At 70.8% G+C, this 22064-nt stretch carries 18 protein-coding genes; 9 read left to right on the forward strand and 9 right to left on the reverse strand.

Translation table 11 applies throughout. The features are described from left to right. Positions 1 to 54: 54 nt before the first annotated feature. Positions 55 to 2061, reverse strand: coding sequence for an RICIN domain-containing protein (locus ACZ7M2_RS39165; protein WP_471599330.1), 2007 nt, complete (start codon positions 2059 to 2061; stop codon positions 55 to 57). Positions 2062 to 2306: 245 nt separating this feature from the next. Between ACZ7M2_RS39165 and ACZ7M2_RS39170 the strand changes: the two genes are divergently transcribed. Next, complete coding sequence (locus tag ACZ7M2_RS39170) at positions 2307 to 3056, forward strand: MBL fold metallo-hydrolase (protein ID WP_471599331.1); 750 nt, start codon at positions 2307 to 2309, stop codon at positions 3054 to 3056. 22 nt (positions 3057 to 3078) lie between these two features. On the opposite strand, the gene ACZ7M2_RS39175 is transcribed toward ACZ7M2_RS39170, so the two are convergent. Next, positions 3079 to 3456, reverse strand: a complete 378-nt coding sequence (locus ACZ7M2_RS39175) for a MerR family transcriptional regulator (protein WP_471599332.1) — start codon at positions 3454 to 3456, stop codon at positions 3079 to 3081. Between the two features lie 64 nt (positions 3457 to 3520). On the opposite strand from ACZ7M2_RS39175, the gene ACZ7M2_RS39180 reads away from it, so the two are divergent. After that, positions 3521 to 4720, forward strand: a complete 1200-nt coding sequence (locus ACZ7M2_RS39180; RefSeq protein WP_471599333.1) for an MFS transporter — start codon at positions 3521 to 3523, stop codon at positions 4718 to 4720. A gap of 44 nt (positions 4721 to 4764) precedes the next feature. On the opposite strand, the gene ACZ7M2_RS39185 is transcribed toward ACZ7M2_RS39180, so the two are convergent. Then, on the reverse strand, positions 4765 to 5391 hold the full coding sequence (locus tag ACZ7M2_RS39185) for a TetR/AcrR family transcriptional regulator (protein WP_471599334.1): 627 nt from the start codon (positions 5389 to 5391) through the stop codon (positions 4765 to 4767). 114 nt (positions 5392 to 5505) lie between these two features. On the opposite strand from ACZ7M2_RS39185, the gene ACZ7M2_RS39190 reads away from it, so the two are divergent. Further along, positions 5506 to 6534: an aldo/keto reductase gene (locus ACZ7M2_RS39190; RefSeq protein ID WP_471599335.1), complete on the forward strand. Its 1029-nt coding sequence runs from the start codon at positions 5506 to 5508 to the stop codon at positions 6532 to 6534. A 47-nt stretch (positions 6535 to 6581) separates the two neighbouring features. Here the strand turns inward: ACZ7M2_RS39190 and ACZ7M2_RS39195 are convergent, their stop codons facing one another. After that, complete coding sequence (locus ACZ7M2_RS39195) at positions 6582 to 7436, reverse strand: GNAT family N-acetyltransferase (protein WP_471599336.1); 855 nt, start codon at positions 7434 to 7436, stop codon at positions 6582 to 6584. 111 nt (positions 7437 to 7547) lie between these two features. On the opposite strand from ACZ7M2_RS39195, the gene ACZ7M2_RS39200 reads away from it, so the two are divergent. Then, entirely contained in the window at positions 7548 to 8075 is a 528-nt protein-coding gene (locus tag ACZ7M2_RS39200; RefSeq protein ID WP_352051907.1) for a GNAT family N-acetyltransferase, read from the forward strand. Positions 8076 to 8150: 75 nt separating this feature from the next. Here the strand turns inward: ACZ7M2_RS39200 and ACZ7M2_RS39205 are convergent, their stop codons facing one another. After that, on the reverse strand, positions 8151 to 8852 hold the full coding sequence (locus ACZ7M2_RS39205; protein ID WP_471599337.1) for a chaplin: 702 nt from the start codon (positions 8850 to 8852) through the stop codon (positions 8151 to 8153). A 217-nt stretch (positions 8853 to 9069) separates the two neighbouring features. On the opposite strand from ACZ7M2_RS39205, the gene ACZ7M2_RS39210 reads away from it, so the two are divergent. Both ACZ7M2_RS39210 and ACZ7M2_RS39215 read left to right on the forward strand, forming a co-directional pair. Continuing rightward, complete coding sequence (locus ACZ7M2_RS39210; protein ID WP_471599338.1) at positions 9070 to 10632, forward strand: alpha/beta hydrolase; 1563 nt, start codon at positions 9070 to 9072, stop codon at positions 10630 to 10632. A gap of 137 nt (positions 10633 to 10769) precedes the next feature. After that, entirely contained in the window at positions 10770 to 11270 is a 501-nt protein-coding gene (locus ACZ7M2_RS39215) for a DUF4232 domain-containing protein (protein WP_471599339.1), read from the forward strand. On the opposite strand, the gene asnB is transcribed toward ACZ7M2_RS39215, so the two are convergent. Next, on the reverse strand, positions 11263 to 13104 hold the full coding sequence (gene asnB, locus ACZ7M2_RS39220) for an asparagine synthase (glutamine-hydrolyzing) (protein ID WP_471599340.1): 1842 nt from the start codon (positions 13102 to 13104) through the stop codon (positions 11263 to 11265). The genes ACZ7M2_RS39215 and asnB overlap by 8 nt on opposite strands. 367 nt (positions 13105 to 13471) lie before the next feature. Between asnB and ACZ7M2_RS39225 the strand changes: the two genes are divergently transcribed. Continuing rightward, positions 13472 to 14986 carry an FMN-binding glutamate synthase family protein gene (locus ACZ7M2_RS39225; protein ID WP_471599341.1) on the forward strand — a complete coding sequence of 505 codons (1515 nt, stop codon included), beginning with the start codon at positions 13472 to 13474 and terminating at the stop codon, positions 14984 to 14986. Positions 14987 to 14990: 4 nt separating this feature from the next. On the opposite strand, the gene ACZ7M2_RS39230 is transcribed toward ACZ7M2_RS39225, so the two are convergent. Together ACZ7M2_RS39230 and ACZ7M2_RS39235 are read right to left on the reverse strand one after the other, a co-directional pair. Beyond that, positions 14991 to 16253: an arginine deiminase gene (locus tag ACZ7M2_RS39230; protein ID WP_471599342.1), complete on the reverse strand. Its 1263-nt coding sequence runs from the start codon at positions 16251 to 16253 to the stop codon at positions 14991 to 14993. Between the two features lie 33 nt (positions 16254 to 16286). Continuing rightward, complete coding sequence (locus ACZ7M2_RS39235; protein WP_471599408.1) at positions 16287 to 17705, reverse strand: basic amino acid/polyamine antiporter; 1419 nt, start codon at positions 17703 to 17705, stop codon at positions 16287 to 16289. 127 nt (positions 17706 to 17832) lie between these two features. Between ACZ7M2_RS39235 and ACZ7M2_RS39240 the strand changes: the two genes are divergently transcribed. Both ACZ7M2_RS39240 and ACZ7M2_RS39245 read left to right on the forward strand, forming a co-directional pair. Further along, positions 17833 to 18930 carry a baeRF3 domain-containing protein gene (locus ACZ7M2_RS39240; RefSeq protein WP_471599343.1) on the forward strand — a complete coding sequence of 366 codons (1098 nt, stop codon included), beginning with the start codon at positions 17833 to 17835 and terminating at the stop codon, positions 18928 to 18930. A gap of 51 nt (positions 18931 to 18981) precedes the next feature. Beyond that, on the forward strand, positions 18982 to 19995 hold the full coding sequence (locus tag ACZ7M2_RS39245; protein ID WP_471599344.1) for a Gfo/Idh/MocA family protein: 1014 nt from the start codon (positions 18982 to 18984) through the stop codon (positions 19993 to 19995). Here the strand turns inward: ACZ7M2_RS39245 and ACZ7M2_RS39250 are convergent, their stop codons facing one another. After that, positions 19996 to 22017 carry a phosphocholine-specific phospholipase C gene (locus ACZ7M2_RS39250; protein ID WP_471599345.1) on the reverse strand — a complete coding sequence of 674 codons (2022 nt, stop codon included), beginning with the start codon at positions 22015 to 22017 and terminating at the stop codon, positions 19996 to 19998. Between the last annotated feature and the right edge of the window lie 47 nt (positions 22018 to 22064).

Here is a 22064-nt window from a genome sequence, read left to right on the forward strand (position 1 = left end):
GCGGAGTCGATCGGGCCACCCCACCCCGGTGTTTCGTCGCTGGTCAGGCGTGGTTCAGTTGCGGGTCCACTGCTGGTTGGATCCGCCGTTGCACGACCAGAGATCGATCAGGGTTCCGTTGGCCGTCGCGGCGCCCAGCGCGTCCAGGCACAGGCCCGAGACGTTGTTGGTGACGGTTCCGTTGGAGTTGAAGGTCCACTTCTGGTTGGTGCCGCCGTTGCAGTCCCACAGGACGACCTTGGTGCCGTTGGCGGTACCGCTGTTGTAGGCGTCGAGGCACTTGTTGCCGTAGACCACCAGTTCACCGCGCGAGGTGGAGGTGAACGTCTGGTTCTGGCCACCGCCGCAGTCCCACAGTTCGGCCTGGCTGTTGTTGGTGATCGTGCTCTTGAAGAAGTCCAGGCACCGTCCGGATCCGGTGCCGACAACCGCGGTCCCGTTGGTGCCCGGGACCGCGCGCACGGCCACGGCGTCGATGTCGGGCGCGGTGCCCGAGGCCCCGAAGGTCAGCGTGTTGGAGCCCTTCGCCAGGGACGCGAGGACGGAGACGGTCCGGTAGGTGGTCGCCGAGCCGGTGGGCGGGAAGGCCAGCGTCTGCGCGTACTGGCCACCCACCTGAAGCGTCGCCCTGCGGTCCGCGGTACCGCCGTTGGCATAGGTGATGTCGATCAGCTTGGTGCCCGCGGCGGACGCCGTGACTCCGGTGAAGGCCGGGGTCGTCGCGGAGGTGGTGTCCTCGTACGTCGTCCCGGACGCCTCGGTGCCGGAGACGGTGAGCAGCACACCCTCGCCCGCGGGGACACTGGTGGTGTAACTCGTCGCGAACGAACCGGCGTTGGACGCCGACCAGACGTTGCGCACGGCGGCGGAGGCGGTGGTCAGACCCATGTCCTGCCAGCGGGCGGTGATGTTCGCCGCGGCGGACGTACGGTTCAGCAGCAGGACCGCGCGCTTCCCGGTACCGGAGAGGATCTTGCTGTAGACCTGCAGGCCCGTGCTGTCCTCGGCGACCTTGACGCCCTGGAGGCCGCGCGGGTCCTGGTCGATCGCGACGACCTCGGAGTTGGTGAGGATCGAGGCGGTCGTCGAGCTCATGGTGGCCAGGTTGTTGCCCGCGAGCAGGGGGGCGCCGGCGATCGCCCACAGCCCCATGTGGGTGCGGTTCTGGGCCGCGCTCAGGCCGTTCATGCCGACCGTCATCATGTCCGGGTCGTTGTAGTAGCCGGTGTGCTGGGCGGCGGGGTGCAGCGACTTGTCGAAGTTGGCCAGGATGTTGGTCATCGACGGGTTGTCGGGGTAGTAGACGATGTCGGTGCTGGTGCGCCACATCGCGCCCGTGCCGGCGGCCCAGTTCCAGGGGTTGCCCGTGCCCCACTCGCACAGCGACAGGACGAGCGGGCGGCCGGTGACGGCGGTCGCGGCGGTGTTGGCGTCGCGGATCGCCTTGTACGTCGTCTCCTGGTCGAGGCCCTCGGCGTCACCGCCGCACCAGTCGATCTTCAGGAAGTCGAAGCCCCAGTTCTGGAAGGTCTCCAGGTCCTGCTGGTTGTGGCCCTCCATACCGGTGTTGGGCGCGGCGGGCGTTCCCGAGGGCGTCGGATAGTAGTAGCCGCAGCCGTTCTTGCCCGCGTCGGTGTAGATCCCGGCCTTGAGGCCCTTGCTGTGGATGTAGTCGACGATGGCCTTCATCCCGCCCGGCCACTTGGCGGTGTCGACGGTGATGTTGCCGTTGCTGTCGCGGGTGCCCAGCCACCAGCCTTCGTCGATGTTGACGTACTTGTAGCCCGCGGCGGCCATGCCCGACGACACGAGGGCGTCAGCCTGGGCCTTGATGGTGTCGTAGTCGATGACGCTGGCGAAGGTGTTCCAGGACGCCCAGCCCATCGGGGCCGGGGCGACCCCGATCTGGTTGGTGCTGACGGCGGTCGGCTCGGCGGTGAGCGAAGTGGCGGAGCGTCCGACTCCGGCCAGTGCGGCGACGGCCAGGCCCAGGACGGCACCATGAACGGCTGCGCGCTTCAGGAGGCCTCTGAGGCGCTTGGTGTGCGAATGGGGGGACATACGGCTCTCCCTTGAGCGGTTTGTTCGCAGACTCGAACAAAAGTCAACGAGACTCGCCATATGGGAGCCGCCACTCCGCGGGCGCGTCAAGTCCTTTGCCGGCAGGGCCCGTTCACGTTCGGCCACGCCGTCGGTGAACGCGTCCGTGTCCCGGAGGCCGCCCGTCGCGTCGTCACCCGCACGCGGTACCTTCAGTGCGATCCGGTCCGACCTGGCCGGCAAAGATCTCAAACATCGGGATGGTCATGCGCGAGGACGCGATCGTCGAGGTGGCCGCCGGAGTCCATCTGGTTCACGGCAGCAACACCAACTGGGTGATCCTGACCGAGGGGGACGCCGTCACCCTGATCGACACCGGATACCCGGGCGACCGTCCGGACGTCCTCGCCTCCCTCGACGCGCTCGGCCACTCCCCCGAGGCCATCAGCGCCGTACTCATCACCCACGCGCACAACGACCATCTCGGGTCGGCCGAGTATCTGAGCAGCACCTTCGGCGTCCCGGTCCATCTGCACGAGGAGGAGGTGCCGCACGCGCGCCGCGAGTTCCTCCAGCAGGTGAGCGTGGGCGAGGTGATGCGCCAGGCCTGGCGTCCCGGCGTGCTGCCCTGGGCCATGCACGCGATCAGGTCCGGCGGCACGGCGGACGTCCGGATGACCCGGCCCGAGCCGTTCCCCGGCCAGGGGGCGCTCGATCTTCCCGGCGGTCCGGTGCCGGTGCACACACCCGGGCACACCGCCGGACACTGCGTCTACCACCTGCCGGACGCCGGCATCGTGATCTCCGGCGACGCCCTGGTCAGCGGTCACCCCACCTCGCGCATACAGGGCCCGCAACTGCTGCCCGCCATGTTCCACGCCGAGCGCGCGAACGCCCTCGCGTCGCTGAAGCTCATCGAGGCACTCCCGGCGGACGTCCTGCTGCCCGGGCACGGCCCGGTGCACCGCGGATCCGTGAGCGAGGCCGCCCAGCGCGCCGGGGCGCTCGCCAACTGACGGCCGCCGTGAGCCGGCCGGCTCACATCCGCGGGGTTCCCGGCTGGACGGTGTCGAGGTAGGCCCGCAGCGCGTCCCGGTTGCGGGCCAGGCAGTCGATACGGCTCTGGATGCGGTCGATCTCGCCCCGCAGGAGCGCGGCGGTCTCCTGGCTCAGGCACTCGGGGTGGAGATGGATCTCACCGGGGTCGGAGAGGAAGGGCAGGATGACACGGATGATCTCGGTGGTGAGCCCGGAGTCGAGCAGCCCGCGGATCTGGCGTACGCACGGGACGGCACCGTCGCCGTACGAGCGATAGCCGTTGGCGGCCCGCTCGGGGCACAGCAGGCCCTGTTCCTCGTAGTAGCGCAGCATCCGGGTGGGGACACCGGTGCGGCGCGACAGCTCACCGATCCTCATGACTCCGCTCCCCGGGTTGGACGCGCTTGCCTTCACACTGATGTGAAGGTTTCAGCATGGTCGCATGTCGCTCGCACCGCCCGCCAAGGGCACCGCTCCGCCCGCCTCCGGGCTGCCGCTCTCGGGGCTGCTCGCTCTGTCCACGGCCGCCTTCACCGCCGTACTGACCGAAATGCTGCCCGCCGGTCTGCTGCCGCGGATGGCTCCGGCCCTGGGGGTGTCCGAGGGGCGCGTCGGTTTCCTGGTGACCGGATACGCGCTCGCCTCCTTCCTCGCCGCGGTGCCCCTCACGGCCGTGCTGCGCGGGCTGCCGCGCCGCCGGGTCCTGACCGGCACCCTCCTGGGTTTCGCCTTCTGCAACGCCGTCACCGCGCTGTCGTCCTGGTACGCGCTCACGTTCGCGGCCCGGCTCGGGGCCGGGGTCATGGGCGGCACGCTGTGGGCGATGCTCGTGGGCTACGCGGCCCGGATGGTGCCCGCCGAACGGCGCGGCCGTGCCCTCGCGATCGTCCTCGGGGGCATCACCCTCGCCCTGTCGCTGGGCGTGCCCGCGGGCACCGCGCTGGCGGGCGCCGTCGGCTGGCGCGCGGCCTTCGGCGTGCTGTCCGTACTCGCCGCACTGCTCGTGCTCTGGGTGCGGTGGCGGGTGCCGGGCCTGCCCGGCGAACCGGCGGGCGGGCGCATACCCGTGCGCCGGGTGGCCGCACTGCCCGGCATCGTGACCGTCCTTTCCGTGACCCTCCTCCTGCTTCTGGGGCACCAAGTGATGTACACGTACGTCGCCCCCTTCACCGAGCACACCGGTTTTGGCCACACCGGTCTCGTCCTGCTGGTGTTCGGGGTGGCCACGGTCGTGGGGATCTGGATCGTCGGCGCCCTCGTGGACGCGCACCTGCGCCCTGTCCTGCTGACGGCTCTCGCCCTGATCGCCTGCGCGATGGCGGCGCTGGCCGTGTCCGCGGGCGATACCCTCGTGCTCCTCGTCTCGGTCGCCCTGTGGGGCGCCGCGTTCGGCGGGGCGCCGACGCTGATCCAGACCGCGCTGGTCGACGCCGCGGGCCCCGCCCACGCCGACGTGGCCACCTCCCTGCAGACCACCGTCTACAACGCCGGTATCGCGGCCGGTTCCCTCACCGGAGGACTTGTCCTGCAGAGCGCGGGAGCCCCGGCTCTGCCCTGGACGTCACTCCCGCTGATCGCCGCCGCGGTCGGTGTGGTGGCGGTGGGGCGGCGGCGGGCGTTTCCCGTGCGGCGCCCCACCTGACACCCCGCCCACCGGGCACCAGTACCCCTCCGGACGCCCCTCGTTCAGCGGGCTTCCCCGGCGGGGGCGCCGTAGCGGAGTCCGTCGACGAGCAGGGCGATCATGCGGGGGGTGTGGCCGTTGTCGTCCTCCTGGGCGGGCAGGGTCAGATTGCGCGTGGCGACCAGGAGGTCTTCCGCATCGACGTCGGAGCGGATCTCGCCGGCCTTCGCCGCAGTGTCGAGGAGCGCGCCGAGGACGGGCATGAAGCGCTGCTCGAAGTAGGCGGGCAGGGTGTCGTAGGTCGGGTCCCCCGAGTGCAGGGCCGCACTGAGTCCCCGCTTCGTGGCGATGAAGCCCGCGAAGCGCTGGAGCCACTTGGCGAGCGCTTCGGCCGGCTCGTACCGCGCCGCCAGGGACGGGGCGGCGTCGGCGCAGGCGTCGACCTCGTGGCGGAAGACCGCGGCGATGAGGTCCGAGCGTTGCGGGAAGTGGCGGTAGAGGGTGCCGGCCCCCACGCCCGCCTTGGCGGTGATCTCCCGCACGGGTGCGTCCACTCCCGAGATGGCGAAGACTTCCGCGGCTGCCGTGAGCAGGGCGTCGGTGCTGCGTCGCGCGTCGGCTCGCAGCCGCTTGCGGGGCTGCCCTTCCGCCGCGGCGGCGTCGGCTTCCCGAGTCGTTTCCTCGCCCACGATGCTTCCCCTTGCTAACCGGAACACGGTTCCGTATTGTCCGGGCTGAACGCTGTTCCGTTTCCGCCAGCCTAACGCGCAGCGGCGGGCGCCGGCCTACGTACAAGGAGACTCATGAAGTACCGCACACTGGGCCGAACCGGCATCAAGGTCAGCCCTTACTGTCTGGGCGCGATGATGTTCGGCGCCATCGGCAACCCCGACCACGACGACTCCGTCCGGATCATCCACAAGGCGCTGGACGCGGGCATCAACTTCGTCGACACCGCGGACGCCTACTCACGCGGCGAGTCCGAGGAAATCGTCGGCAAGGCCCTCAAGGGCCGCCGGGACGACGTCGTACTCGCCACCAAGGCCCACCTCCCCATGGGGGACGACCCCAACCAGCGGGGCAACTCACGGCGCTGGCTGGTCCGCGCGCTGGAGGACTCGCTGCGCCGGCTCGGTACCGACCACGTCGACCTGTTCCAGATCCACCGGCCCGCCCCGGACACCGACGTGGAGGAGACCCTCTCGGCCCTCACCGACCTGGTGCGCGCGGGCAAGGTCCGGGCCATCGGCACCTCGTCCTTCCCCGCCTCGGACATCGTCGAGGCGCAGTGGGTCGCCGAACGACGGGGCCTGATGCGGTTCCGCAGCGAGCAGCCGACCTACTCGATCCTCAACCGCGGCATCGAGCGCGAGGTGCTGCCCGTCTGCGAGCGCCACGGCATGGGCACTCTGGTCTACAGCCCGCTCGCGGGCGGCCTGCTGACCGGCCGCTACCGCAAGGACCGGCAGGCCGACAGCCACCGTGCCGCCTTCGGCTTCGGGCACCTCAGTGACGAACGCCGTCTCGACACCGTCGAACAGCTCATCCCCCTGGCCGAGAAGGCGGAGATGCCGCTGACGCACCTGGCCATGGCGTTCGCGATCGCCCACCCCGGCGTCACCTCCGCGATCATCGGACCGCGCACGATGGCCCACCTGGACGACCTCCTCGCGGGCGCGCAGACCACTCTGACCGACGAGATCCTCGACCAGATCGACGCGATCGTGCCGCCCGGCACCGACATCGGGACGCTCGACATGGCCTACCACCCACCCGCCGTCCAGCAGACCGCCCTGCGCCGCCGCCTGCCCGCCGAACGCTCCGCCGCCTGAACCCACGCCCGACCTCATCCGCCGGACAGGCCCAGGGCCGACAGGACCTAGCCGAGTTCGAGCGTGGTGACCCCGAAGACGCGCTCGCCGTTGAACGGCCTGACCGGGCCGGTGTACATCCGGGCAGTCTCGAAGGAGGGGGTGAGGCCGAACTCCTCGGCGAGGGCGACGCCGGGCGCGTTCGACTCGGGGATGTCGATGGCGACCTCGCCCCCGGGAGCGTCGGCTGCCAGCGCCAGCAGGAGGGCGCGGGCATCCTCGGCGGTGTCGGCGAACAGCGGGCCCACCCGCGGGCGGTCGAGGGCGGGCCGGACCACCGCGTAGCCGGTGAGGTGGCCGTCGGCGACGCGGACGAAGGTGCGGTGGCCGGGACCGGTGAGCCACCGCGCCAGGAAGCGGGGGCGGTCGGCCGGGCAGCAGGCGCTGTCGTACGCCGCGATCGACGCGAAGTCGGCCGCTGCGGCGGCCCGCACCCCCGGTGGCGTCTGTTCCGCCGGCACGGTTCCGATGAACCGGACGGTGCGGTGGGCGAGTTCGAAGCCGGACTTGCGGTAGTTGTCCTGCTGCGCCACCACACCGTCCAGACCGACGGTCCGGCCGCCTGCGTGGGCGAGGGCCGTCTTCCAGGTGGTGAGGCCGTGGCCGCGGCCGCGCAGATCCGGTCGTACGAGATAGAAGCCCAGGAAGGCGTAGTCGGCGTCGTACGTCACGACCGAGACCGCCGAGACCGGCTGCCCGTCGATCCTGCCGATGAAGAAACCCTCGGGATCCTGGGCGAAGAAGCTCGGTGCGTCGGACAGCCCCGGATTCCATCCCTCGTCCCCCGCCCACCCGCTGATCACCGACCAGTCGTCGAGCGAGGCCCGGGCGACGACGAGATCCGCGGGACCCGGAGAAGTCATGTGTGCGCTCCATTCGCTTACGGCGGGGTGCGCGGCGGTCGCCCGCGCCCGCAGCATCCTTCCCGATCTCCACAGGGATTTCAGCCTCCGTCACTCATAGGCTTGCCGTCCATGAGTGTCGACGACGTGACCCTGCGCCCGGTGGCCGAGGACGACCTGCCCGTCCTGGAGCGGTTCCTGACGGAACCCGAGACCGCCACACCCTTCCAGTGGTTCGGCTGGCGGGACCCGGACCGCTGGCAGCGCAAGTGGGCGGAGGACCGCATGCTCGGCGACGACGCGGGGCATCTGATGGTCGTGCGCGGCGAGGAGCGCCTGGGCTTCGTCGGGTGGCGCAAGATCCGACCCACCCCGAGCACGTACTACTGGAACATGGGCATCGGCCTGCTGCCGGAGGCGCGTGGCAAGGGCTGGGGCACGGAAGCCCACCGGCAGCTCGTCCGCTACCTGTTCGCGCACACGACCGTGGTGCGGATCGAGGCGGACACCGAGGCGGAGAACATCGCCGAGCAACGCGCCCTGGAGAAGACCGGGTTCACCCGCGAGGGCGTGCTGCGCAGTGTGACGTTCCGGGACGGTCGGTGGCGCGACGGCGTGCGCTACAGCATCCTGCGCGACGACCTTCCCGAGATGCGCTGACCCCGCCCGGGCACCGCTCGCGGAAGCCACCCGAACGGGGCCCCACCGGTCGTGAGCCCGGTGGGGCCTGGCGCGTCAGCGGACCCCCGTGGGCCGGAACCGCCGGTACAGCACGGCCCCGCCCAGCAGCAGGGCGGCGCTCGCGGCGACCGCCGGCATCGTCTGGTCGGCGCCCGTGTGGGCGAGGGAGGCCATGGGCCGCGGCGGGGCCTGGTACGGCGTCCCCTGCGCCCTGGGCGTGTGCGGCCTCGGGGCGGTCTTCACCGGCTGGGGGTGGTCGCCGGAGGTGTTCGTGGACGTGTTCCCCACGGACGCGTTGCCGAGACCGACCACGGTCACGGAGTTGCCGCTGACGTTCACCGGGAGGTGCACCGGGAGCTGCAGGCCGTTGCCCGAGAGCACGCCCGGAGAATCCTTTCCGCTCCCGACCGCATCGGCACCGCCGCGCGTGACGGCACCGCCACGGGCCACACCACCAGCGCCTTCGCCGCTCCTGCCGTGGCTCCGCCCGCCGACGCCGGGGCCCCCGCCCTCGCTCACGTTCGCGCAGCCGTTGCCCGCGGCGGGGTTCAGGAGCCCGGCCACGTTCACGGTGTTCCCGCACACGTTCACGGGGACGTGCACCGGGAGCTGGAGGGTGTTGCCGGAGATCAACCCGGGCGAAGCCGCCGTGCCGCCGTCCGCCGAGGCGTCTGCGTGCGCCGGCATCGTCACGGCCATCGCCGCGCCCGAGGCGGCGGCCGCGGCGATCAAACCATTTCGGGTAACCCGTTTCATAGGTTCCCTGCCTTCCAGACATGGACGCGGGCACTCGCCCGCACCGCGTAAAACGCGGGAGAACCATCCGACGTTATGGCTGATCGTGTTTTCACCCCATCGAGGGTCACGCTTATCGAACGCCCGCCCAGAGGCGCGCCCCCGGCCACCCGCATATCGTGAGCGAGGAGCTATCCCCTGGCGCCCGGTACGACGCCGGGCGTCCCTGGAGGCATCCATGCTGTCCGCGCACCAACGCTGGGCGTACGCCGGAGCCGGCGTCGTGGCACTGGCCCTGCTGGCGGCGGGGCTGCCCTCGGGGGTGGCGACGGCCGCCCAGGGCCCCGACCTGTCCCGCTTCTACCACCAGCAGATCAAGTGGGGCACCTGCAAGGGCGACGGCATGCCCGCGGATCTGCAGTGCGGGCAGGTGACCGTCCCGCTGGACTACGCGCACCCGGGGGCCGGGACGCTCGACCTCGCGCTGGCCCGCTACCGCGCCACCGGCGCGTCGAGGGGATCCGTACTGCTGAACTTCGGCGGCCCCGGCGTCCCGGGAGTCCCGCAACTCGCCGTGAGCGGCAAGGACTACATGCCGCTCACCAACGGCTACGACGTGGTGACCTTCGACCCGCGCGGTGTCGGCCGGTCCTCTCCCGTCAGCTGCGGCGGCGACATGGGCCAGGCCTCCGATGCGGCGGGCCCCGCCACCCACGACAGCAGCCCCGAGGCACTCCTCAAGCAGGTGCGGAAGGACGCCGACGCGTGTGCCAGGCACTCCAGCCCGGTACTGGCCCACATCGGCACGGTCAACGCCTCCCGGGACCTGGACGTGATGCGCCAGGCTCTCGGCGACAAGAAGCTCAACTACCTGGGATTCTCGTACGGAACACGCCTGGGCGCGGTGTACGCGAGCCAGTTCCCCGACAAGACGGGCCGCATGGTGCTGGACGGCGTGGACACGCTCACCGAGCCGCTGTCCGAGTCGGGCCTGGTGAGCGCCGAGGGACAGCAGACCGCCCTGGAGGACTTCCTCACCTGGTGCGCCCAGGACACCTCGTGCCCGTTCGGGCAGGATCCGCGCGATGCCCGTCAGCGGGTCGCCCGGCTCGTCGACTCGCTGGACAAGGACCCGGTGCCGACGACCTTCGGGCAGCAGTTCTCCGGCCAGGACCTGGCGGCGACCATGGGGCTCGAACTCTTCAACCGCAAGGAGTGGCCGAAGCTCGAGCGGTCCCTCGCCTCACTCGTCCAGGACGGTGACCCGAGCCCACTGTTGCAGGCGGCCGGGGGCATCGCCCTGCCTCACGCCACGTACCGCGGGCTGGTCGACCCCGCGAACGTGCCCCCGGACAACCTCGAGACCGCACTCCTGGCGATCAACTGCGCCGACGATCCCGATCGGCCCAGCGCCGCGCAGCTCACCAAGGAGATGGACGAGCTGAAGGCCGCCTACCAGGAGGCGTCGCCGATCTTCGGCCCGCTCCGCCTCAACGAGCTGCTGATGTGCTACGGCCGCCCCAAGGGCAGCGACTACATCCGCGAGAAGGTACGCGATGTCCACACGCCGAAGATGCTCCTCGTCGGCACCCGCGGGGACCCCGCGACCCCGTACCGCTGGGCCGAGGAGACCGCCGAGCGGCTCGGCTCCGCGGCCGTCGTGCTCGACAACAAGGGCGAGGGCCACACCGGGTACGCGTCGTCCAGGTGCGTGCGCCAGAAGGTCACCGACTTCCTGCTGTACGGCTCACTGCCGGACAACGGCAGCTCCTGCGGTCCGGAGGACGCGACGCCGCCCTGAGTGGTCGGACACAACCCGAAGGACACCTGGGCCGTCACACTGAGCAGGTGTCGCTCACCGATCGTGACACCACGCATGACACCGCTCGTGACATCGCTCGTCACACCGCTCGTGACCGAAACAGGGGGAACCCACCGATGCGCATCCGACCCGTTCTCGCCCTCCCGGCCGTCGCCGTGACGCTGCTGCTCACCGTGCCGCAGAGCGGCTCGGCCGCCGCGCGGCCCGCCCAGTGCGCGGAGAAGGCCGTCGCCGTCCATGCCCACCGCTCCGCCGACCCCACCCTGCTGCACCTCGGCGTCACCAACCGCTCCACCCGGGCGTGCACCGTCGATCGCATCCCGACCGTTGTCTTCGGGGACCTCGACGGCGCCGCCCTGCCGGTGCCCGCGGGGCGCAGCGGGCCGTACCTGCTCGAGGCGGGACGGACGGCTTACGCCGCCCTGCGGACCATCGCCGATCCGGCGGACCCGCAGGCCCGCCGGGTGGAGGGGATCAGTGTCTCGGCGGACCCCGTGCGCTTCGGACGTGCGTTCACCGCGCGTGAGCTGGGCGTCGGTCGCGTCGTCCTGGTGTGGGAGCCGGTGACCTCGTGGTGGAAGCCCTCGCAGGCGGCCGCCGACCGGGCGCTCAGGTAAGGAGCACGTCCGGGGCGTACAGGTCCAGCCACAGCGCCAGGTCCAGGGTGCGCTCCAGGCCCCGCCGCGACGCCTGCGTGACCTGCGGGCTGTCGCGGTGGGCGGCCCGGTGGACCCGCTCCCGGTCGACGAGGTCGAAGACCGGGTGCGCGGGCCGGGCCAGGAGGTCCTTGGCATGTTCCTGGAGGGCGATCGCGTACTTGGGATCCTGCGTCGACGGATAGGGGCTCTTGACCCTGTCGTACACGGACTTGGGGATCAGGTCGGCGGTCGCCTCCCGCAGCAGGCTCTTCTCCCGTCCGTCGAAGGACTTCAGGGACCAGGGCGCGTTGTAGACGTACTCGACGAGCCGGTGGTCGCAGAACGGCACCCGCACCTCCAGGCCGACGGCCATGCTCGCGCGGTCCTTGCGGTCGAGCAGGACGCGGACGAAGCGGGTCAGGTGGAGGTGGCAGATCCGCCGCATCCGGTACTCGAAGTCGCTCTCGCCGTCGAGCCGCCGGATGCCCGCGACGGCCGTGCGGTATCCGTCGGCGACGTACGACTCCAGGTCCAGCGCCTTGGTGAGGTCCGGGCGCAGTACGTCGGCGTCGTCGCCGAAGTCCCGGCTGAACCGGACGAGCCAGGGGAAGGTCTCGGCGCTGCGGGCCTCCTCGTCGAAGAACTGCAGGTAGCCGCCGAAGACCTCGTCCGCCGACTCCCCGGAGAGCGCGACCGTGGAGTGCTCTCGGATGGCCTGGAAGAGCAGGTACAGGGAGGCGTCCATGTCGCCGAAGCCCATGGGGAGGTCGCGGGCCCTGATCACCTTCGCGCGGACGTCGAGGTCGGCCAGGGCGTGCGCGTCGAGGACGATGTCCTGGTGGTCGGTGGCCGAGGCGCGGGCCACGTCGTGCACGAAGGGGGTGTCGGGCGTGCCCCGCAGCTCGTCGGCGACGAAGTGGTCGGTCTGGCCGACGAAGTCGACGGCGAAGCTGCGGACCTTCTCGCCGTGCTCGCCGAGCTGCCGGGCGGCCAGCGCGGTCATGGCGGAGGAGTCGAGGCCGCCGGAGAGCAGGGTGCAGCGCGGCACGTCGGCGACGAGCTGGCGGCGCACGATGTCCTCGAGGAGCGAGCGGACGGTGGCGATGGTGGCGTCGCGGTCGTCGGTGTGCGGCCGGGTCTCCAGCTGCCAGTAGACGCGGCGGCGCAGACCGGAGCGGTCGACGGTGACGACGGTGCCGGGCTCCACCTCGCGCATGCCGTCCCAGATCGCGTGTCCGGGCGTCTTGACGAAGGTGAACAGCTCGCGCAGTCCGTCCAGGCGGACCCGGGCCGGGGCCAGTGGATTGGCGAGGATCGCCTTGGGTTCGGAGCCGAAGAGGACGCCGTCGGGGGTCGGGTAGTAGTAGAAGGGCTTGATGCCCATGCGGTCGCGGATCATCACGAGCTTGTCGTGCCGGCCGTCCCAGACCGCGAAGGCGTACATCCCGTTGAGCCGCTCGGGGAGCGCCTCGCCCCATTCGAGGTAGCCGCGCAGCACCACCTCGGTGTCGGAGTCGGTCGAGAAACGGTGCCCGCGATCGGTCAGCTCGCGGCGCAGCTCGGTGAAGTTGTAGGCCTCCCCCGAATAGACGAGCGCGACCGTGCCGTCCGGGGTCTCGGCGGTCATGGGCTGGCGTCCGCCGGGCAGGTCGATGATCGCGAGCCGGCGGTGCCCTAGGGCCGCGGGCCCCTCGGTCCAGGTGCCACGGTCGTCGGGGCCCCGGCAGGACATCGTCTCCGTCATTGCATCCAATGTCTCCGCCTCGGCGTGCAGGTCGCGGTCGAAGGAGACCCAGCCGGTGATGCCGCACATGTGTTACCTCCCGCGTCCGGTTCTGCCGGGAACACCGCGCCTGCCTGCGGTTTCATAGGCGGGCCGACGCCTCCGCAAAACCAGTTGTATTGAGCAGCTATATGACGAGGTTGTGTCATGTGCGCAAGTGACGTCAACACGTGCGTAACCTGACCGGACCAGTCACCCCGACGGTTTCGGCCGCGCTTTGCATCCCGCGGACGGGCGGATCGGCCCACTGCCGGGCGTCTGCGAACGGGAATCGGCCACAGGCAAAGTCTTCCTCAACATCCGCCGGGGCGCCCGTGGGGGGATCCTCGGAGACCCGAGCGACATGCCCGCTTTCGCCCCTTTGCGCCCCATGGGTTTGACTCATGGTGTGCGCCGGATGCTCTTGCCGCTGTTCGTCGCCCTGGGTACGGCCGGGGCGCTGGTCCTGGCATGGGCCGTCTCGCCCTGGTGGTGGTGGGCGGCCGCCGTACTGTTCGCCCTGACCGCGCTCGCCGTCCGGGACCTGGCCCAGCGCCGCCACGCGGTCCTGCGCAACCGTCCCCTGCTCGGCCACCTCCGCTTCCTCCTGCGGCCCGGCGACCGTGATGTGCGCGCCATCGTGGACGAGCGCGCCGGGGGCGTCGAGGCCGAGGAGCCCTTCGGCACCGGGCTGGACCTGTACGGGGACGGGTACGAGTACCTGGAACCGTCGATGTGTCCGGTCGAGATGCCGGACGAGCCGCCCGTGGTGCGTGTCGGCGGCCCGGACTGCACCCAGCCGTACGACATGGCCCTGCTGAACGTCTCCGCGATGAGTTTCGGGGCGCTGTCCTCGCACGCGATCCTGGCGCTCAGCAGGGGCGCGGCACTCGGCGGTTTCGCGCACGACACCGGCGAGGGCGGCCTTTCGGACCACCATCTGCGGGGCGGCGGCGACCTGATCTGGGAGATCGGCACCGGGTACTTCGGCTGCCGCACCCCTGACGGGGGCTTCGAGGCACGGGAGTTCGCGGACAAGGCCGCGCTGCCGGAGGTCAAGTGCGTGTCGCTGAAGCTCTCCCAGGGGGCGCAGCCGGGCATCGGCGGGGTGCTGCCCGGCGCCAAGGTGAGCGCCGAGATCGCCCGGTCCCGCGGCGTCCCGGAGGGCGAGGCGGTGGTGTCACCGCCGTACCACCGGGTCTTCTCGACCCCGCGCGAGCTGGTGTGCTTCCTCGCCCGGATGCGGGAGCTGGCGGGCGGCAAACCGACCGGATTCAAGCTCTGCGTCGGCTCGCGCCGCCAGTTCCTCGCCGTCTGCAAGGCGATGCTCGCCGAGGGGGTCTCGCCCGACTTCATCGTGGTCGACGGCGCCGAGGGCGGTACGGGGGCCGCGCCGCCGGAGTTCGCCGCCTCCCTCGGTACGCCCCTGACCGAAGGGCTGATCACGGTGCACAACGCGCTGGTCGGCAGCGGGCTGCGCGGCCGTGTGCGGATCGGCGCGAGCGGCCGGGTCGCCACCGGCTCGGACATCGTCAAACGGCTGGCACAGGGCGCCGATTACACGAACGCGGCCCGCGCGATGATGTTGGCGCTCGGCTGCCTCCAGGCCCGGCGCTGCCACACCAACACCTGCCCGGTCGGGGTCGCGACCCAGGACCCGCGCCGGGTGCGCGCGCTGGACGTGGCCGACAAGTCGGTGCGGGTGCACCGCTACCAGCGGGCCACGGTCCGCAGCGCGAGCCGGATCATGGCCGCCATGGGGGTACGCGATCCGGCCGAGCTCGGACCGCATCAGCTGCTGCGGCGTACGGACCCGGCGACCGTACGGTCGTACGCGCAGCTCTATGAGTGGCTGGAGCCCGGGGTACTGCTCGCGGAGCCGCCCGCGTCCTGGGAGGCGGACTGGAAGGCGGCGGATCCGGACGCGTTCTGAGCGTTCAGAACTCCACCGGGTCCCTGATGAGGGGGCAGGTCATGCAGTGGCCGCCGCCCCGGCCACGTCCCAGCTCGGCGCCGACGATGGTGATGACCTCGATCCCGGCCTTGCGCAGCAGGGTGTTGGTCTGGGTGTTGCGGTCGTAGGTGACCACCACGCCCGGCTCCAGCGCGACCGCGTTGTTGCCGCTGTCCCACTGCTGCCGCTCGGAGGCGTACACGTCCCCGCCCGTCTCCACGATCCGCAGTTCGGACAGCCCGAGGGCCTTGGCGACGACCTCGGTGAAGGGGCGTGCGCCCTCGTCGGTGATGTCGATGCCGGGGGCCTTGTCGCTCGGGCGCAGGGAGAAGGTGCGGACGGCGTCCATGATGGTCGGATAGAGGGTCACCAGGTCACGGTCGGCGAAGGTGAAGACCGTGTCGAGGTGCATCGCGGAGCGCAGCTTCGGCAGGCCCGCGACGATCACGTGCTCGGCGGCGCGGTTCTCGAACAGGGCCGCCGCGACCTGGGTGATGGCCTGGCGTGAGGTGCGCTCGCTCATGCCCATGAGCACGACGCCGTTGCCGACCGGCATGATGTCCCCGCCCTCGAACGTGGCCTCCCGCCAGTCCCGTTCGGGATCGCCCCACCACACGGTCGAGCCCGCGAAGTCGGGGTGGAAGGTGTAGATCGCCTTCATCAGGAGCGTCTCGTCGTGCCGGGCCGGCCAGTACAGCGGGTTGAGCGTGAGGCCCTCGTACAGCCAGCAGGTCGTGTCGCGGGTGTAGAGGGTGTTGGGCAGCGGTGGCATCAGATACTCGCGTACGCCCGTGGACTCGCGGGCCAGTGCGAGGTAGGCGGAGCGGTGGTCCTCGGGCAGGTCGGCGGTGGCGAGACCGCCGATCAGGAACGTGGCGAGCCGGGCCGGTTCCAGTGTCTCCAGGAAGGCGCGGGTGCCGTCGACGAGTCCGACACCGACCTCGTTCGGGGTGATCTTCCGGTCCAGGAGCCAGTCCCTGGCGACCGGGAGCGCCATGGTCCCGGCGAGCAGATCGTGCAGTTCGACGACCTCGACGCCCCGTTCGCGCATCTTGTTGACGAAGTCGGCGTGATCGCGCTGGGCGTTCTCGACCCACATGACGTCGTCGAAGAGCAGGTCGTCGGAGTTGGTGGGAGTGAGCCGGCGGTGCGCGAGACCGGGCGCGCAGACGAGTACCTTGCGCAGTCTGCCGACCTCGGAGTGGACGCCGTACGCCGGGCGGCCGGTGGTGTCTTGACTGGTCACGGTGTGCCTTTCTCCGGGGCGGGTACGGGCGGGTCAGAGGCTGATCCAGCCCAGCGCCAGGGCGGCGATCCCCAGGACCGCGCCGGCGATCGAGACGAGAAGGATGACGAGCTCCCGGGGTGAGAACAGCCGTCTGCCCTGCTCGCGCCGGGCCATCACGAACAGCACCGTGGCGGGCGCGTAGACGATGAAGGAGACGAGAAGGTACTTCGGTCCGGCCGCGTAGAGCAGGAACGCGGTGTAGAGGGTGGCGAGCGCGGCGACGGCCAGGTCACCGCCGGGACTCCCCCGTGCGGTCTTCAGGGCGAAGGCCGCCGCCAGCAGGAACGGGATCAGGGTGAGCGCGCTGGTCAGGTCGAGCGCGAAGCTGAACGCGTCGTCCGAGAACAGCGTGACGACCAGCACGACCTGGGTGAGCAGCGTCGTCATCAGCAGCGCGGGCACCGGCACGTCGGCGGCGGTGGAGCGGCCGAGGAAGCGGGGCATGTCCTCGTCCTCGGCCGCGACGAAGAGCACCTCGGCCGCCATCAACGTCCAGGCGAGATAGGCGCCGAGCACCGAGACGATCAGGCCGACACTCACGAAGACCTTGCCCCAGGTGCCGACCGCGCTCTCCAGGACCCCGGCCATGGAGGGCTGCCGCAGCTCGGCGATCTCGCTCATCGGCAGCAGTCCGTACGACACGATGGTGACGGAGGCGAAGATGGCGAAGACGCTCAGGAAGCCGAGGACGGTCGCCCGGCCGACGTCCTCGCGGCGCCGGGCGTGCCGCGAGTAGACACTCGCGCCCTCCACACCGAGGAACACGAAGACGGTGGCCAGCATGGTGCCCTTGACCTGGTTGAACAGCGAACCGGCATAGTCGGCGCCGGCGAAGTTCTCGGCGAAGACATGGGGCTTGAGGGAGAAGAGCGCCAGGACGACGAAGACGAGGATCGGCACGACCTTGGCGACGGTGACGATCCGGTTGATGGCCGCGGCCTCCTTCACGCCTCTGCGGATGAGGAAGAAGAAGCACCACAGGCCCACCGAGGACAGGGCGACGGCGAGCAGGGTGTCACCGTCGCCGAGTGCGGGGGCGACGGCCCCGATCGTCGACATGATGAGCACCCAGTACGTCACGTTGCCGACGCAGGCGCTGGCCCAGTAGCCGAACGCCGAGAAGAAGCCCAGGTACTCGCCGAAACCGGCCTTGGCGTACGCGTACACGCCCGCGTCGAGGTCGGGTCTGCGGACCGCGAGCCGCTGGAAGACGAAGGCGAGCATCAGCATTCCGGTGCCCGCGACGGCCCAGGCGATCAGGGCGCCCGCCACGCCCGTCTCCTGGGCGAAGAGGCGCGGCAGGGAGAAGACCCCGGCCCCGACCATGGAGCCGACGACCATCGTGGTGAGGGTCGGCAGCGTCAGTTTGGCGGCCGGGGGCGCATGGGTTTCGGTGTCGGCCTGCGTCATGGGCGTCCTGCGGAGGCGGGCGTCGTCGTGCGACGACGACGCGGGGAACGTCATCTGGCGACCCGAGCGACACTAACAATCAATTGCCCCAAATGCCCGATAACCGAATCGGCTCTATCGTGCTGTTATGGAGCACGCACTCAGCCCAGGGACCCTCACCATGCTGCGCAGGCCGCGGCCTTATCCCGCGGTGTCGGTGCTGACGCCCACGCACCGCCGCGAACCCGACAACGCCCAGGATCCGGTCCGGCTGCGCAATGTCGTGGCCGAGGCCAAGAAACAGATCGAGTCCGATCCGGCGGTCACCCGCGAACGGCGCACCGACCTCGTCCAGCAGCTCGACCAGGCCCTCGCCGAGGTCGACCTGGCGCACGCGGAGGAGGGCCTCGCGATCTTCGCGGCACCCGGCGAGCACCAGGTGTGGTCGCTGGCCCGCACGGTGCCCGAACGCGTGGTGCTCTCGGACACCTTCCTGACCCGCAACCTCGTCGCCGCGCAGGTCTCGGAGCGGCCGTTCTGGGTGCTCGCGGTGTCGGCGGACCGGGTGACGCTGTGGAACGGCGGCGCCGACCGGGTCACCGAGGAGCGCATCGGCGGTTTCCCGCGGACCCGCAGCCTCGAGGACCCGAACGCCGAGCGCAAGGAGCGCATCGGAGACCTGCCGAGCACCTTCCGCGACGAACGGACCAAGCACTTCGTGCGGGACGCCGACACCGCGATGAGCGCCGTCCTGCGCGAGGATCCGCGTCCGCTGTACGTCACCGGCGAGACCGCCGCGCTCTCCCTCCTCGACGAGGTCGGCACGGTCACCAAGGACGCCACGCACATCCCGCACGGCGGACTCGCGCACGGCACCTCCGACGCCGTGTGGCAGGCGGTCCGTCCGTTGATCAGCGCCGAGGAGCGCAGGGACACCGACGCGGTGGCCCGCGAACTCGAGTCGGCCCGTGGCCGCAAGGAGTTCGCGGCCGGGGTCGACGAGGTGTGGCAGAACGCCTCCCAGGGCCGGGTCCGGCTGCTGGCCGTCGAGGAGAACTACCGCGTGACGGTACGCGACGACGGCGGCGACCATCTGATCCCGGCCGAGAGCGGTGATCTGGACGCCCGCGAGGACATCGTCGACGAGATCGTCGAACAGTGTCTGGAGACCGGAGCGGAGGTCCGCTTCGTCCCCGACGGCAGTCTCGGTGACGCGAAAGGCATCGCCGGGGTGCTGCGCTACTGATCATTCCGGCAGACAATCGCCTCCAGAGCTGTCTGCCGGAGAGGTGAGCGCGTGAGTGAGCTGTTGGGTGTCGCGGTCCTGGGTGCGGGTCATATGGGAGCCGACCATGTACGGCGGATCGATCGGGTGGTGAACGGCGCCCGGGTCGCGGCGGTGGCCGATCCCGACACCAGGCGCGCCAAGGACGCCGTCGCCGGCATCGACGGTGTCTCGGTGCACACCGAGGTGGCGGCGGCCCTCGACGCGCCCGGTGTACAGGCGGTGTTGATCGCCTCCCCCGGGCCCGCGCACGAGGAGGCGCTGCTCGCGGCCTTCGAGCGTGGCCTGCCGGTGCTGTGCGAGAAGCCGATGGTGCCGGAGTCGGCCGGGGCACTGCGGGTGGTGGAGGCGGAGGCGCGGCTCGGCCGGAGGCTGGTGCAGGTCGGGTTCATGCGCCGGTACGACGCCGAGTACCAGCGCCTGAAGTCCCTGCTGGACAGTCGGCGGCTGGGGCGTCCGCTGATGCTGCACTGCACGCACCGCAATGTGTCCTCCCCGCCCGGTTTCACCTCGGCGATGCTGGTCAACAGCTCCGTCTCGCACGAGATCGACGTGGCACGCTGGCTGCTCGGCCAGGAGCTCACCGCCGTGACCGTGCTGCGCCCGCGGCCGTCCGCGGGTGCCCCCGAGGGTCTTCTCGACCCGCAGTTCGTGGTGTTCGAGACGGCCGAAGGCGCTCTCGTCGACGTCGAGGTCTTCGTCAACTCCGGCTTCGGCTACCAGGTGCGCTGCGAGGCGGTCTGCGAGTCCGGGAGCGCGCGGATCGGGGACGAGCACACCATGGTGGTGACGACGGCGGGCGGTGCCCGCGAGGAGGTGGCACAGGACTACCTCGTACGGTTCGCCGACGCCTACGACCGCGAGGTGCAGGCCTGGGTGGACGCCACCCGGCAGGGGAAGGTGACCGGGCCCGGCGCGTGGGACGGGTACGCGGCTTCGGCCGTCGCCGAGGCCGGGGTCCGGGCGCTGGAAAGCGGCGCCCGGGTGACCGTCGAACTCGCCCCGCGCCCGGACCTCTACGCGTGATCAGCCGCTGACGCTCGCCGTGCCCGTCTCGATGTGCCCGGTGAACCGGCGCGACCAGCTCGCGTCGGAGTCGACGGTGATCGTGAAGTCGTACCAGCCGTTCTGGTACGCGACGGCGTTGAAGAAGTCCTCGGTCGAACCGCCCGCGGCGACGGTGTACGTCCACGGCCCGTCGCCGCGGTACTGGGTCGAGGTGATCGTGAACTTCACCGGGGCGGCCGAGGAGTTGGTCATCTTGAAGTAGAGGGCGGTCTTGCCGGTGCCGGGTTCGGTGGCGTAACGGGTGCTGACCTCGGCCGACTTGCCCGCCTGAGTCGCGTCGCCCTTGAAGCGTCGCAGGAAGCGGTTGGGGCCGGCCATGGCGAAGTCGTACTTGCCGTTGCCGAACCCCGAGCCGATGTTGAAGGAATCGGAGGCGGTGGCGCCGGCGTCGACGGTGTACTGCCAGGGCGTGGTGTCGCGGTAGGCGTTCGGGTGGATCGACAGGTGCGCGGCCCGGCCGGCCGGGGTGCCCTGGTTGGCCATCGTGAACCAGGCGAGGATCTTGCCGCTCGTCCCGAACTCCAGGTGGTCCAGGTAACCGTTCGGCTGGTAGGGCAAGGCGCGGGCGGGCCGGGTGCCGGGCTCCTGGGCGGGCAGGGCGTTGGTGGTCGGCACCGGGTTGGGCAGGGGGCCGCAGGTAGCGATCCCGAGCACGCTCGTGGCGGGCAGCGGGACCGTCCCGTAGGACGGGTTGCCGAAGTCGAAGACTCCGGTGAGGTCGCCGGTGACCTTGCGACGCCAGGCGCTGATGTTGGGGCAGGCGGCGGGCTTGCCGAGCGCCGTCGTCCACGTCTCCAGGAATCGCAGGACCGAGGTGTGGTCGAAGACCTCCGAGGAGACCCAGCCACCGCGCGTCCAGGGCGAGATGACGAGCATCGGGACACGGAAGCCGAGACCGTACGGGACGCCGTTGAGGAACTCCCCCGCCGTGTTCGCGGGCGGGGCCGGGGGCGGCACGTGGTCGAAGAAGCCGTCGTTCTCGTCGTAGTTGAGGAACAGGACGGTGGAGTCGAAGACGTCCGGGTCGGCCGCGAGGGCCTTGTACACCAGGTCGACGAAGTGGGCGCCGTCCCCGGGCGGGGCGTAGGGGTGCTCGGAGAAGGCCTGGTTGGCGACCACCCAGGAGACCTGGGGCAGGGTGCCCGCGAGGACGTCGGCCTTGATGGCGGCGGCTATGTCGTCGGGAGTGGAGCCGGAGACCTTCGGCACGGAGGCCATGCCGCGGTCGTACAGCGGGTCGCCCGCCTTGGCGGAGGCGAACTTCTTGAAATAGGCGCAGCCGTTGTCGCCGTAGTTGTCCTGCGCGTTCTGGTAGACCTTCCAGGTCACTCCGGCCGCCTGGAGCGCCTCGGCGTAGTTCTGCCAGGTCAGGCCGGACTCGTCGCCGCCGTCGTAGCTGGAGCCGTCGACCTTGCCGCTCCACAGATAGGTGCGGTTGGGGCCGGTCGCGCTGAGTGCGGAGCAGAAGTAGGCGTCGCAGATCGTGTAGTTGTCGGCGAGCGCGTAGTGGAAGGGAATGTCGGAGCGGTCGAGGTAGCCGAGCGAGCGGACGTTGCCGACGCCGGAGACCCAGTTGTCGAGGCGTCCCTTGTTCCAGGCGGAGTGCTGCGAGGACCAGGAGTGCGGGAGGTCGCCGTTGCACTGTGCGAGGGTCTCGCCGTCCTTGCCGCCCGCGGCGGGCGTGGAGCTGAGCTTCCACGGGTACTGCCGTCCCACGCCGTTCGGCTGGTTGAAGACGGAGTACCCGCCGGACAGGGTGATGCCACTGCGGTCGTCGAAGCCACGGACGCCCTTGAGGCGGCCGAAGTAGTGGTCGAAGCTGCGGTTCTCCTGCATGAGGACGACGACGTGCCGTACGTCCGAGATGGTGCCGGTCGTCGCGCCGGCGGCCGCCGCCGGGCGCGAGCCGACGCCCAGCGCGGCGCCCGCCGCCACGGATGCGCCGAGTCCCACGAAGCCTCTTCGGCTGATCGGTGTCATTCGCCCGCCCCCTCGTCACCGGAGTGCCCCTGCGGCACACCGCGCGC

Source organism: Streptomyces sp. NPDC111507, assembly GCF_055638955.1.

Coding starts and splice junctions, on each gene's coding strand:
- ACZ7M2_RS39210 (WP_471599338.1), top strand. CDS start 9,070: ATGCTGTCCGCGCACCAACGCTGGGCGTACGCCGGAGCCGGCGTCGTG.
- ACZ7M2_RS39200 (WP_352051907.1), top strand. CDS start 7,548: ATGAGTGTCGACGACGTGACCCTGCGCCCGGTGGCCGAGGACGACCTG.
- ACZ7M2_RS39235 (WP_471599408.1), bottom strand. CDS start 17,705: ATGACGCAGGCCGACACCGAAACCCATGCGCCCCCGGCCGCCAAACTG.
- ACZ7M2_RS39170 (WP_471599331.1), top strand. CDS start 2,307: ATGCGCGAGGACGCGATCGTCGAGGTGGCCGCCGGAGTCCATCTGGTT.
- ACZ7M2_RS39250 (WP_471599345.1), bottom strand. CDS start 22,017: ATGACACCGATCAGCCGAAGAGGCTTCGTGGGACTCGGCGCATCCGTG.
- asnB (WP_471599340.1), bottom strand. CDS start 13,104: ATGTGCGGCATCACCGGCTGGGTCTCCTTCGACCGCGACCTGCACGCC.
- ACZ7M2_RS39225 (WP_471599341.1), top strand. CDS start 13,472: ATGCTCTTGCCGCTGTTCGTCGCCCTGGGTACGGCCGGGGCGCTGGTC.
- ACZ7M2_RS39195 (WP_471599336.1), bottom strand. CDS start 7,436: ATGACTTCTCCGGGTCCCGCGGATCTCGTCGTCGCCCGGGCCTCGCTC.
- ACZ7M2_RS39205 (WP_471599337.1), bottom strand. CDS start 8,852: ATGAAACGGGTTACCCGAAATGGTTTGATCGCCGCGGCCGCCGCCTCG.
- ACZ7M2_RS39175 (WP_471599332.1), bottom strand. CDS start 3,456: ATGAGGATCGGTGAGCTGTCGCGCCGCACCGGTGTCCCCACCCGGATG.
- ACZ7M2_RS39180 (WP_471599333.1), top strand. CDS start 3,521: ATGTCGCTCGCACCGCCCGCCAAGGGCACCGCTCCGCCCGCCTCCGGG.
- ACZ7M2_RS39190 (WP_471599335.1), top strand. CDS start 5,506: ATGAAGTACCGCACACTGGGCCGAACCGGCATCAAGGTCAGCCCTTAC.
- ACZ7M2_RS39165 (WP_471599330.1), bottom strand. CDS start 2,061: ATGTCCCCCCATTCGCACACCAAGCGCCTCAGAGGCCTCCTGAAGCGC.
- ACZ7M2_RS39240 (WP_471599343.1), top strand. CDS start 17,833: ATGGAGCACGCACTCAGCCCAGGGACCCTCACCATGCTGCGCAGGCCG.
- ACZ7M2_RS39215 (WP_471599339.1), top strand. CDS start 10,770: ATGCGCATCCGACCCGTTCTCGCCCTCCCGGCCGTCGCCGTGACGCTG.